Genomic DNA, 13,122 nt, shown 5'->3' with positions numbered 1-13,122 from the left:
AGAAGCCACTGAAAGATGATTCCAGGTAATAACGTCCTGCAATCCCAAATAGTATATACCCGCGGGCAAATACGCCTGGTCTTTCGTCGAGCCAGCTGGTTGTAGGTGTTAAGGTGGTGGGCGGATTAGCCCCGCATTAAACAAAGGGGGTATCGTCACCGTCGCTTTTGTTCAAAAGCGCGTAACGTGTAATCTGTAGCGGCCAAACGGTTCCGCCTGGTTAACGAATCAACTCTACCGTACCGCCGCCATAGCGATGGTAAAACATGGCTTCATTGACGTTGCCTTTCGAGAAATCCAGCCTGTTGGCATAGCCCTCGTACATGGGGGCCTGACGCATCACGAAGTCCAGGGGGCGGTTTTCATACAGTGCTCGCTGCATCTGTTGGGCCAGGAAATCCGTTACGTCGTAACCGCTATACGATAGGCGGGTGGGATCGGCGCCGGTTTGTGTGCGATAACGAATCTGGAATTCTGTTGTGAGCGAGTCTGTTGGGTTGGGGTAAAAATCGTTTGAATAGGTGGTGCTGTAGTTGCCGGCGAGGGAGACCTGGGAAATGTTATGCCATTCCACATTGCCAAGCAGGCGCAAGCGAGAGCCAAAACCCATCCGGTCCAGGCTTGTTAAGGCACCCCCAATAAGGGTTGAGGCATTGCCACCGTTAATGGGCAGGTAAATGGCATCTGCTTTCAATAAGGTGTCTTTGCTGATGCCTTCTGAAAGGCGAAACCATGTTCTGGCGTTGGCAATGCCTTCGTTGAACACCAGGTTTGCTTCCAATGCCTGCACTTCATCTGCAAAGGCTTTTGCCATGCGCAGGCTTTCGTTGTTATTCAGGTCGGCGATGATGCCAATTTCATTGATGCCCAGGCCAAGTACTGAGTGTCGGGCCATCAGCCGGCCGCGGGTTGCAATTGTTGGGTTGGCCTGGAATACGTATTGTTTGCTGCGAGAAACAGCGTCGTCAGTTGCAAGCGGTGCAAGCAACACAATGCCTTCCTGTTCCGCTATCTGTGCTGCAGCAAGGGCTTCGCTGCTAAACAGCGGCCCAATGATGGCATTCACCTGTTCTGCTGCGAGGCTGCGGATGGCAGATTGTGCGACCCCCTGGTCATTCTGCGTGTCCCGAAAAACCATCTGAATTTTTCTGGTAGGCCCCATCAGGCTGTCATAAGGCACCGCATTGTGGTCTTCGACAGCCATACGGATGCCATTAAACATCTGCTGTGTGAGGGCGGAGGCGTCGCCGTTGAGCGGGAGTGCAATGCCGAGCTTGAAGATCTGGGTATCCTGTGCGAAGGAGGCCGGGTCTTGCGTAGCCATCTGCATAATTTGCTCGGCATCCCGGATGTATCGGCTGGTGCGATAGGTTGCCGTGAAATCTTGTAATACCTCAACAGCCTGGTCGTATTCCCGGTTCATGAACAGCGCTTTACCGCGCATCAGCAGGGATGCGGTGGTTTTGCTATGCATGTCGAAGGTATTGGCAACTACGCCAAAAAGGCGTGCAGCAGTCTCGTAGTCCTGGTCTTCGTACGCCTGGATTGCTGTGGCAAATACCGATTCAGCTGATTCTATTACGGGAATCAGATTCTGTTGGGTCAGTTGTGCTGACGCTGGTTGTACGCTCCACGCAAGGAGTACAACAGAAATCAATAAAAATAACCTTTTCATTCCCACTCAATGGTTGCTGGGGGTTTCGAACTGATGTCGTAGACCGTTCTATTAATTCCCCGGATTTCGTTTACAATACGGTTTGATACGTGGGCCAGAAAATCATAGGGCAATTTTGCCCAGTCAGCGGTCATGCCGTCTACGCTGGTGACTGCGCGCAAGGCGCATACATTTTCGTAGGTTCGGCCGTCTCCCATGACGCCAACAGTTTGTACAGGTAAAAGTACGGCAAAGGCTTGCCATACGCTATCATAAAGCCCCTGGGTTTTCAGTTCTTCAATGAAAATAGCGTCTGCTTCGCTCAGAACGGCCAATGCATCGCGGGTGATAGGTCCGAGAATCCGAACGGCAAGTCCTGGCCCGGGGAAAGGATGCCGACCAATGATGGCCTCGGGAATATTCAGGATCCGGCCAATTTCACGCACTTCGTCTTTGAACAACTCGCGGAAGGGCTCCAGAATTTCAAACCCAAGTTTCTCTGGCAGTCCACCTACGTTGTGGTGCGTTTTGATGGTAGCAGAAGGGCCTTTAAAAGACACGCTTTCGATTACATCAGGGTAAAGGGTACCCTGGGCAAGGAACGCCGGCTTAATGCCCAATTCCTTGCTGATGGCTTCCGTTTCCTGTTCAAATACCTCAACAAAAGTGTTGCCAATAATGACGCGCTTGCGCTCCGGGTCTTCCACATCGGCCAGTCGGTCCAGGAAAATGTCGGTCGCGTCTACAGCGCGGAGGTTGATGTTGAACGTACCGCGAAACGTTTCTTGTACCTCTTCCCACTCGCCTTTGCGGAGCAGACCGTTGTTTACAAAAATACAGGTGAGCTGGGTGCCGATTGCTTCATGCAGCAACACTGCGGCAACGGAAGAATCAACCCCGCCCGACAAGCCTAGAATTACGTGTTTATCACCAACCGTTTCCCTGATTTCACGCTTTTTTTCATCGATGAAAGAGTGGGGAGACCAGGTGCCCGATGCGCCGCAGATATTGAGGACAAAGTTTTCAATGATCTGTTTGCCCGGTACGGTATGCACTACTTCCGGGTGAAACTGTACGCCGTAGTGTGGTTTGGTATTGTGTTTTACCGCAGCAATAGGCGCGTTTTCTGTGTGCGCGATGATGTCGAACCCGGCCGGCATGTTGGTAATGTGGTCGCCGTGGCTCATCCACACTGTAGCACCCGACGATACGCCGGCCAGCAAGTCTGTGTTGTCGTTGACAATCAGTGCTGCGCGGCCAAACTCCCTGCGGGCGGCTTGCTCAACGGAGCCATTGAGACAATAGGCCATAGACTGGAGGCCGTAGCAAATGCCCAAAACTGGCACTGGCGAACCATCTTGCCGCGTAAATGCCAGAAATTCGGGGTCGAGTGCGGGGGCGTCATCGTCGTAAACAGAGTAATGGCTGCCAGACAAAATGAGTCCGCCAGGATTGAGCGCCCTGATTTTTTCAGGGGACTCGGTACACGGGTAAATCTCAGAGTAGACGCCGGCCTCACGCACGCGACGCGCAATCAACTGGGTGAATTGTGAACCAAAATCCAGGATAATGATGCGTTCCTGCATGTCACTTATAAATTGGGCACTTCCCGTACCAGACTCGATGGGTCACGATTCCGGATACGCAGCAGGGCTAAAAGAAAGAATAGCTAAATTATTGACCAACCATTGTGGCATAGTCTGCAGCAGCCATCAACTCATTGACTTGTGCTGGATCATCCAGGCTAATTTTAACCATCCAGCCGTCTTCATATGGAGAATTGTTGATGAGTTCCGGATTGTCTTCCAGTGCATCGTTATGGGCGATGATGGTGCCGGCAACGGGCATAAATAGTTCTGAAACTGTTTTGACGGCCTCGACCGTACCAAAAGGCTCGTCTTTGCCGATGGCAGAATCAACATCTTCCAGTTCGACAAATACGATGTCGCCGAGTTCACCCTGCGCGAAGGCAGAAATGCCAACTACGGCTGTTTTACCGTCCTCTTCTACACGAATCCACTCGTGGTCTTTGCTGTACCGCAACTGATCTGGGAAATCCATAAACGTATCGATTTAGGTTACTCTGCTTCAGGTTTGAGCTCGAAAGTCTCAAGAAAATGGGTGTCGAAGTTACCAGACTGGAAGTCGGGGTGCACCATCAGTTGTTTGTGAAACGGAATGGTGGTTTTTACGCCTTCAATGACAAATTCATCCAGTGCCCGACGCATTTTTTTAATGGCAAGATCCCGCGTGTGTGCCCGAACGATCAGTTTGCCGATCATTGAGTCGTAGTGTGGCGGGATTTTGTAGCCAGTATATGCATGGGTATCCAATCGGATACCGTGGCCACCCGGAGGATGGAATGTGGTAATGGTGCCCGGTGAAGGGCTGAAGTTTTTGAATGGATTTTCTGCGTTGATGCGGCACTCAATCGAGTGGCCTTCCATTTCGATCTCTCGTTTGCGAATGGTTTCACCCATTGCAACGCGAATCTGGTATTCAATGAGGTCGCAGTCCGTTACTTCTTCCGTAACCGGGTGTTCAACCTGAATACGGGTATTCATTTCGATGAAATAGAAGTTCAGGTCAGCATCAACCAGGAATTCGACGGTGCCGGCGCCTTCGTAATTGACTGCTTCGGCCCCTTTGATTGCTGCTTCTCCCATCTGACGCCGTAGCTCTGGCGTGATGATCGGAGAGGGCGATTCTTCCACCAGCTTTTGGTGCCGGCGCTGGATAGAGCACTCGCGTTCGCCAAAGTGAATGACGGTGCCTTTGCCATCGCCAAGCAACTGGATCTCAACATGCCGCGGCTGGGTGACAAATTTCTCGAGGTACAAATCGCCATTCCCAAATGCAGCAGCTGCTTCTGATTGCGCAGCATTAAACTGGTTGGCAAAATCCTCTTCCCGTTCGATGACGCGCATGCCGCGTCCGCCGCCACCTGCTTTGGCTTTTACCAGTACAGGATATCCCATCTCTGCAGCCAGTGCCATGCCTTCCTGCGGATTCGCCAGGATGCCGGCAGAGCCAGGGACTGTCGGGACGTTGGCCGCCTGCATGGTCTGTTTGGCCAGGCTCTTGTCACCCATCAAGGTGATGGTGTGGGCTGAAGGGCCAATAAATTTAATGTTGTGATCAGCGCAGATGTCGCTAAACTCAGCATTTTCGGAAAGAAAACCGTAGCCCGGGTGGATGGCGTCGGCGCCTGTGACTTCTGCGGCAGCAATCAGCCGGTCTGAGCGGAGGTAGCTTTCGCGAGAGGCTGGTGGGCCAATGCAAACGGCTTCATCTGCAAAGCGCACGTGCAATGCATCCCGATCTGCGGTAGAGTAGACTGCAACCGTTTGGATGCCCATTTCGTGGCAGGTACGGATGATGCGCAATGCAATTTCACCCCGGTTGGCAATAAGAACCTTCTTAATCATACAGTTATCTGACTAATTCCGGCAGGTTCGAGGTTGAACCTGTTACGGAATTGGTATGGTCTAACAACGTAGCGCAGGGGGATACCCCCTCGCTTGCCTGTATAGTTCAAGCAATCCGACGCAATTACGCGGGCTCAATAACAAATAGCGGCTGATCGTATTCAACGGGTTCAGCATCCTGAATCAGGATTTCTTTGATGGTACCCGCTACTTCCGATTCGATTTCGTTCATTAGTTTCATGGCCTCAATGATGCAAAGTACATCACCCACCTGCACGGTGTCTCCTACCTTGACAAAAGCGTCAGCTTCTGGCGACGGAGCGCGGTAGAAGGTGCCAACGATTGGGGCCTTGATGGTATTGGCAGGATCAGCTGCCGGCGCAGGGGTAGCCGCCGCAGGTGCGGCAGGCGCTGCTGCTGCTGGTGCCGGCGCGGGTGCAACAGGTGCTGCCGGTGGTTGTGCATACGCCGGTGGGGGCGCATAAACAGGCTGCGGGAATGGGTAGGCTGGGGCCTGCGACTGTATTGACACGTTGGGTGTGTTCAGCCGAACGACCATTTTGAAATCATCTTCTTCGATTTCCACTTCAGCCACGCCACTTTCAGCAACGATTTTGAGAATTTCTCTAATTTGCGATAGATCCATAATATGCACACAAAAGTGTTAACAAAAAGTACGTTGCGTCAGGACGCAGAATTTACACGGCCGACGTAAGAACCTGTCTCGGTGTTGACCCGGATTACATCACCTTCATTGATAAACAGCGGTACATATACCGTGGCGCCGCTTTCAAGGGTAGCCGGTTTGGTTGCACCTTGCGCAGTATCTCCTTTAATACCCGGCTCCGTCTCCACAATCTGCAACTCGACATTGGTAGGGATCTCAGTGGTAAGGGGCTGATCCGTTTCTGCATGAAAAAGAATATCCACGATGCCACCCTCTTTAATGTAAGGCCGGCGATCTACCATTTCAGCCCGGAGGGAAAACTGCTCGTAAGTTTCTGTATTCATAAAGTGCAGGCCCAGGTCGTCTTCGTAGAGAAACTGATTGGGTCTTCTTTCTACACGTGCCGTCTTTACTTTCTCGCCCGCACGAAACGTGTTGTCTACAACACGGCCGGTTTTGACGTTTTTAAGTTTGGTGCGCACAAATGCACCGCCTTTGCCCGGTTTTACGTGCTGGAATTCAATAATCGACCAGAGGTCATTATTATACACGAGCGTTAAGCCATTCCGGAAATCGCTAGTATCTGCCATAACTTTCGAAAAAAAGAATCTATGCGTTAAATCTGACAGCTCCGCGTATAATACGAGCCATTTGGTTGGCAAGCAGCATTCCTTTGCGAAGTTTAATCAGATTTTAAGAACAACCTTGTTGCACCTTGCGAGCACGATCTTTGTGACGTGATCTCATCGCTTGATACGGGCGATTTTAAGCGGCCGGCGATGAACCCGGGTAGCGCGCCAATTGCTGTCCTTCAGGTGCACCGAACCCGTGCTGGCGGGCGTACTGGGGGATGATTGGTTAATAATAAAAAGCTTATCGAAGCTCCTGAAAATCAACCTTCTCTACCAATCCTAATTGCCAAAGACCCCGCCAAAGGTCCGTAAAAAAAGAAATTGCAACGAATTGAGAGAAAAAAAGTTTAACTCTCTGCACGCGCAAGTAAAGCGATGCTGGTTTGGCATTTGAGTTGGCGGCTGAAACGGATTGTTTCACCTGCCAGATCACACCGAGCGACGCACTGTTTGGTTCTTAAATGCTGATTTATGCGTCTCTCGTGAAAGTAGGCAAGTCGAACGGATTCGCGATGCAGGTTAGACTGTCGATTAAACAGGATACCTACGCTGAATCCCCTCAACGTATTACAGCTGTTCTTCTCGATATTATTTATTAATCAGGTTTTCGGCAGCTTTGACTTACGTCCCTAAAATCCTATCGGGCATCGATGTAGTCGACAAATCCTGGGGTGGTATGTACCAGGGTGGGTCATACATGTGCTATGGACATGCTTCCAACGGGAGAGGTCTACTGGGTATGCTGTTTCTGCAGACGGGTGTCGTGCTGGAGGAACAGACGCTGTTTCTATCTCCCGGCCGGCCCCAGGACTGGATGATTCAGGCTGCTTCGGTAAGTTTTGATCTTGATCAGGCACAGAAGCAGGGCCGCGTTAAAATGGTCTGGATCCCTGCGTCGGCCCCTGGCCCTAACATGTCAGATGCTACTGCTTCGCGTGCAATTGAAGAGTTGGTCCAGCTTATCATGGCTGAGCGGCCGCAACGGGTACTGATTAACGATTTTGTGCCTTTCTTGCAATTTCGCTCCTTTGACCGTTTTCGCCAGGTATTTGGCTGGATGATGGGGCAGTTGGCTACGGTGCAAACCACTGTACTACTGATGATGCCAGACATCATTAATGCGCAGTCGCAGCACATCATGGAATTCATGCGCAACCAGATGTCGGGCTCCATGCATGTTTCAATGCCCGAAGATGCCAAAGGTGCAGGTCCGACGGGCAGCCGCCGGCTGGTACTTTGGCCTGGCCTTGGGCACGTTACGCACGAAGTTGTAGATCCGTGGGATATTCCGATGTTGTCGCTAGCTGATAATCCTTCAGGAATGGCCGGCAGCCAACTTGGATCCCTGGGCACCCCGGGACACGACGTACCAGTCTCTCCTTTTGAGGCCTCGTCGACGACAATTAACCCGGAGAGCCTGTCGCTTGCCGGTATGCCGGTGCCCTCTGTCGCCGTAGATTCTTTGCGCGCGCTGGAAAATTCACACGCAGCTTTTTTTGCAAAGCTTAAGAAATCGTTTAAACAACGGGCCAGTAAAAAATACAAACCTTTCCTTCTCGTAGCGCTCCGCATGGAGGCAGAACAGTCCACGCCTGATGGCACCATTGGACTCGATATGTTGCTCCCTGCCATTGAGCAGATTGTTGTCCACCCGGAAGATATTCTGGTCGATATGGCCCGGGGCCGCATCATCGCTTTTCTGCCTAACAAAAAAGGAGACAACGTTCAGGAGTTTTTTGAATCAATTCAAGACCAGCTCAGAGAAAAATACCCGTCGGTGGCTGATCAACTGCCGCATGTTGTATCGGCTGTCGTTGTGCCTAACGGCGAACCTTTTGAAAATCCGGAAGATTTCCTCGCATATGCCCTCGAAGGCAACTAACAGGACACATTTCCACCTTTATTGCGCCCCCAATGCTGAAAGCGACTTGCGGCCCCTGTGTGCGGCATGGCTTTTGGATAGCATGATAGCTGGCGTATCAGATCCGCCTAACTGTTGAGAATTTACACCTGATGCAGCGCACTGATTACATATCACCATCCGCCGACAGCAAGATTGCCGTTGTGATGTCCGCTATGGTTGTTGCTGGTTTGATTTTACTGTGGATTGTTTCTGCACAATCTGCAATGGCGCAGGTGCCCGTTCAGCAAGTGGACGGCGTAGCTTCTTTTGATAGCCCGGAAGCATTACATGCGCACCTCGAACGTTCGCCCAACGACTTTCAGGCGCGCCGGCAATACGCCGACATGTTGTACGACAACAGCCGCTTTCGCGAGGCCGTTGGGCAGTATGAGCGGTTTCTGCAGCACATGCAGGGGTCGCCAGATACCATCCAGCGATACCTCATTGCAATTGCCGGTTACCCGGGTGATGAGGCACGGGGAGTAGCCGCAGCCGAAAAGTACCTCGCCATTTATCCTACCGACCATGAACTGTACATGCGGCTCGGCTATTTCCGCATGTGGCAGGGCAATTTTGATGCTGCGCGAGAAGCGTTTGGACAAGCCCTCAAGTTAAATCCGGACCACGCACTCTCTCAGCAAGGGCTTGCTGAGGCAACTGCGAGTGAAACCCTGGAGCAACGGCTGGAAAACCCGCCGCCCGCTTCTGTAGCTGACCCGGCAGACTATCCGCAACTTGATGAGCGCCGGTATCGCTTTATTTACGACTTGCTCAGTTACAACCGGTATTATTCGGCCCATGAACAACTGATGTTGCTTGCTGAGCGGCACGACGGCACGCAGCGCTGGCTTGAGCTTTTCTCGCAAATTGATGTAGCGCTTGTACGCGCGACAGGTAATTCGCCTGTCTATCCCATCGACCGATACCGGTATTTACTGGCCCACCAGCCCGACAACCTGCTCGTGCGGTATGCGCTGGTAGATGAGTACCTTGAAAAAGATCGGATCGAAGAAGCTTACCGTACGCTCCTGGTCCCCGAACACATCGATACGCAGGATGCAGGATACATGCACCGGTTGCAAATGCTCGACAGCCGGCGGAATACGTGGATCCAGGAACGCATTGTTGAACTGGAAAAACAACTTGCTGAAGAACCGGAGAACGAAAGTAGAATTTCGCAGCTCATCGGGTTTTTCCAGATTGCCAGGCGCCCGGAAGACGCAGTTGAATTGTACCGCCGTTGGCTGACCCTGCACCCTGAACTGGATGGTGTTCGCTATCAGTACGCCCGCCTGTTACTCGATATTGGCATGTACAGCGATGCGCTTGGTGAAGCTTCGACGTTGCTGGAATACAATCCTGAAAATGTGCAATACCTGCGGCTTTACGTGCGTATTGTGCTTGCCTGTGATACACCGGTCACGGATGCGCTTGTCCGGGTGAATAATTATCTGGAATCATATCCGGAAGATGTGGATGTATTGCTTGATTTGTCTGAATTGCATTTGCAGCAAGGCAATCCGCAAGAAGCTGACATGTTGTTGCGGCGGGCATTTACGTTTGGTTTGCCACAAGACCGCGGCCGGCTCCTCTACCTCGATCGCAGAATTGAGCAGGCCCTCCGCCGGGACGAAATTAATCGGGAAGTTGATGCGCTTGGTGAAGCGCGCGCCCTTGCCGTTGAAGGGCAGTACGATAATGCCATCGCGCAGTATGAGTCGTATTTCCAGATGAAAGGCACCCGGACACGCTCAGACATGCAAGAGTTTGCGCAGCTTTATTCGCTTTCAGGGGACTTTCAAACAGCAGCCAGTATTCTTGAAGCGATTCAGCGCAAAGGATACACCCTTTCTGTCGCAAAAGAGGTTGCCCGAAATCGGTATTACCTCGGGGATCACGCCGGCGCCATTCGCGAACTGGAGCAAGTGATCGATAAAAACCCCCGTGATGCGGAAGCCCGCGAGTTTCTCCAGCAGGTCTATCTGGAATCATTGCGTTACCGGCAGGCCGACTCCGTTTACCTTTCCCGCGTGGACCGGTTGGCTGAAAACTCTCGCCTTCAGGCTGAGTTCGAAGAGCGGCTTATACAACGCATTAGTCTCGTGGAGCGGGCTATCGACACAGATTTTGTAGGGCTTGTTGTGCCTGTATCGCAATATATCCGCGCTAAAGGCAGCATCACAAGTTATGAGCACTGGGGACAGGGGTTGCTTACCCAGGTTACTTTGCCAGCAATGCCGCGTCCATTTATGATCACAGCCGGCCTTGTCTCACATTTTGTGAACGGCACGCGCCGCCTGCTGCCTGGTACAACCAATACCCTGACGCGCATCAACCAGGTGATGGCCGGCAGCTATTTTGATATAACGCCGCCTGTTTACTCTGCTAATGCCGGCTACACCAACCGGCTATGGTTGCAGTTTGGCGTATTTGATTATTCTGGCGCCCGTACCGTCGGGTTTGCTGATTTGCGCTACCTGAAGCAGGTGCCGAACAAGTATACGGCGTCAATTGGCGCGCGTAGTACAGAAGCTGCGCTACAATTGTGGTCGCCTGCAGGGGGCGAGTTTGGATTGCGCCTGACCCAGTTTGATGTGAAGGCGCGAACAGTAAACGTTATGCCGGATTCGACCCTGCGCCTGAGCGCTTCTCTTGCACTGAACCTCGTCAATGGCCGACCAGACAGTACCTTGACGCGCATTCAGTATAACAGAGGGACAGACCTTCGACTCGAAGCCAGCTACCGGGTCCTGCGCAATACCTATCTCGGCCTGTCCTTTAACAACATTCATTATCGCCATACGCTTGAAACGTATTTCTCCCCGATGGGCTATCAGGCGTACGATATCTGGCTCGAATACGAAAATGAGGTGTGGACCAAGTGGTTTTGGCGCACACGTGCCACAACTGGCCTGGTATCATACCGTCGTGGTGCATTTGCCATGCGGCTTGAGTCAGACCTTATTTACCGATTTAACCCGCATCTTTCCTTTAGTTTGAGTGGAAGTGGCGGCTACTCTGTAAGATTTCTTGACGGACAGCAGTTCCTCCGTGACGAAGGGTTTAAAACGTTTGTCTTTTCCGGATCGCTGTATTGGACCCTTTAATGGCGTGAAAGTGTAGCGTTTTGATACTGCTGTACGGATACAAAATGAATTTGGAAACACCGAATGTAGACCGCTGCGGGTCTTGTTCGATCTTATGAAAGCATCATTTAGAAATATCTTTTCTTTCCTCTCCGGAGGCAATGAAGATGCAAAAGCATCTGAAGGGGAAGAGGTACGGGAAGACGAGAACAAACAAGATGCGCGCGTTCCTGCCTTTTCTGCGCCTTATTCACAGCGAACAGCGGTCATTCCGCCAGACGATTGGTTTCCTCGCCGGCGCCAGATGCCACTGGTGCGGAAGGCGTTTATGCCCGATGACCATTCTGATGCTGATGAAGTAGAGGACAAAGGGAAAAAGTACCGCCGCCGCATGCTAACCTACGGGTTGCTGTCGGTTTTTCTGTTTGCGGTTATTTACGTGTTTATGGAGGACCCGGGCGGTATTTTGCGCAACTGGACCGGCAAGCGCACAACGCTCACCTGGGAAGGACTTGGCGTGTATTCTTCGATTGTCGCCCTTGTATTCTTCCTTGTAGTGCTTCTGTTGCGTTATCTGGCGTTGCTCAATATTGCTTATCTGAATACCGCCAAGTACACCATTTCAGAGAAGTCCGCACAAGGATATCCACCGGTTTCGATTATTGTGCCAGCCTATAATGAGGGCAAGTTGCTCACCAATACGGTGCGTTCGCTCCTTAAGCTGAATTATCCTTCTTTTGAAATAGTTGTTGTAGATGACGGCTCTAAAGATGATACGCGGGCCGTTGCTCACAGTCTTGTTGGTGACTATGGCCACGCTACCGTGAAATTGGTTGAAAAGACCAACGGTGGGAAGTCTACGGCGCTTAATGCCGGCATTCAGGTATCATCGCACGACTTTGTATTATGCGTAGATGGTGATTCCCAGCTTTCGCCTGGTACCCTGCGCGAGGCCATGCGCCACTTCCGTGAGCCGCGTATTGGCGCGGTGGCCGGCAACGTAAAAGTGGACAATCGCAACAATATCTGGACAACTTTGCAGGCCCTTGAGTACGTAGAAGGGTTGAACATGGCCCGGTCTGCGCAAAGCCTGTTTAAACTCGTTAACATCATTCCAGGGCCACTTGGGTTGTTTCGGAAGCAGGCCATCATTGATGCCGGCGGTTATAGCTCAGATACGTTTGCTGAAGATTGTGATCTGACACTGAAAATTATCCGAGAAGGCTGGCGCGTAGAATATGAACCGCGGGCACAGTCTTTTACTGAAGCACCAGACAAACTTACCGACTTGCTGAAACAGCGCTATCGCTGGACGCGCGGTATTATTCAGGCCATTCGTAAGCACCGGGATTTATTTTTTAATCCAACCATCAACTTCGGCGGAACGATGGTTATGTGGGCAATGGCCTTTGAGTCATTGATCTGGCCGGTGATGAATGTGTTTGCAAACCTGTATTTCATCTTTATTGCCACCGCCTTTGGCCTGATTTACTTTCTTGCCTACTGGTGGCTGAGCCTTACAATTCTGGATCTTATCGCTGCGCTCTATTGCGTAGCGGTTGAGAAAGAGGAGGCCCGGCTCATTTTCTACTCGCTCTTTTACAGGCTGTTTTTCATCCTGATAATCGATGTTTGCAAAACGTTTGCAACCGTAGAAGAATTTTTAGGGCTTGGTATGGTGTGGGGTAAACTGGAGCGTATCGGTACGCCGGCGCGCTAGCCGCATGAAATGGTCTGCTTTTTGTAGCAGTT

Annotated in this window: 9 protein-coding genes; 3 read left to right on the top strand and 6 right to left on the bottom strand. The window is 51.6% G+C overall.

The features are described 5' to 3' along the window. Positions 1-220 precede the first annotated feature (220 nt). The 6 genes from AAF564_01430 to efp form a co-directional block, all read right to left on the bottom strand. On the bottom strand, positions 221-1,675 hold the full coding sequence (locus tag AAF564_01430; protein ID MEM8484173.1) for an ABC transporter substrate-binding protein: 1,455 nt from the start codon (positions 1,673-1,675) through the stop codon (positions 221-223). Next, positions 1,672-3,240 (bottom strand): glutamine-hydrolyzing GMP synthase, encoded by a 1,569-nt coding sequence (guaA, locus tag AAF564_01425; GenBank protein ID MEM8484172.1) that lies wholly within the window; start codon positions 3,238-3,240, stop codon positions 1,672-1,674. Before guaA ends, AAF564_01430 begins: the two co-directional genes overlap by 4 nt. Positions 3,241-3,328: 88 nt before the next feature. Next, a complete protein-coding gene (gene gcvH, locus AAF564_01420; protein MEM8484171.1) occupies positions 3,329-3,715 on the bottom strand; it encodes a glycine cleavage system protein GcvH in 387 nt (128 codons plus the stop codon). A gap of 17 nt (positions 3,716-3,732) precedes the next feature. Then, positions 3,733-5,082, bottom strand: coding sequence for an acetyl-CoA carboxylase biotin carboxylase subunit (gene accC / locus AAF564_01415; GenBank protein ID MEM8484170.1), 1,350 nt, complete (start codon positions 5,080-5,082; stop codon positions 3,733-3,735). A 124-nt stretch (positions 5,083-5,206) separates the two neighbouring features. Then, positions 5,207-5,728, bottom strand: coding sequence for an acetyl-CoA carboxylase biotin carboxyl carrier protein (gene accB, locus AAF564_01410; protein MEM8484169.1), 522 nt, complete (start codon positions 5,726-5,728; stop codon positions 5,207-5,209). Between the two features lie 38 nt (positions 5,729-5,766). Continuing rightward, positions 5,767-6,339 (bottom strand): elongation factor P, encoded by a 573-nt coding sequence (gene efp, locus AAF564_01405; GenBank protein MEM8484168.1) that lies wholly within the window; start codon positions 6,337-6,339, stop codon positions 5,767-5,769. A gap of 658 nt (positions 6,340-6,997) precedes the next feature. Between efp and AAF564_01400 the strand changes: the two genes are divergently transcribed. From AAF564_01400 to AAF564_01390, 3 genes are all read left to right on the top strand, one after another. Beyond that, entirely contained in the window at positions 6,998-8,263 is a 1,266-nt protein-coding gene (locus AAF564_01400) for an ATPase domain-containing protein (GenBank protein MEM8484167.1), read from the top strand. A 131-nt stretch (positions 8,264-8,394) separates the two neighbouring features. Continuing rightward, complete coding sequence (locus tag AAF564_01395) at positions 8,395-11,391, top strand: tetratricopeptide repeat protein (protein ID MEM8484166.1); 2,997 nt, start codon at positions 8,395-8,397, stop codon at positions 11,389-11,391. Between the two features lie 94 nt (positions 11,392-11,485). Further along, positions 11,486-13,090 carry a glycosyltransferase family 2 protein gene (locus AAF564_01390; protein MEM8484165.1) on the top strand — a complete coding sequence of 535 codons (1,605 nt, stop codon included), beginning with the start codon at positions 11,486-11,488 and terminating at the stop codon, positions 13,088-13,090. Positions 13,091-13,122: the final 32 nt, after the last annotated feature.

The sequence above is a fragment of the Bacteroidota bacterium genome, assembly GCA_039111535.1.
Taxonomy (GTDB): Bacteria; Bacteroidota; Rhodothermia; order Rhodothermales; family JAHQVL01; genus JBCCIM01.
This window is presented reverse-complemented; position numbering and strand designations above follow the sequence as displayed.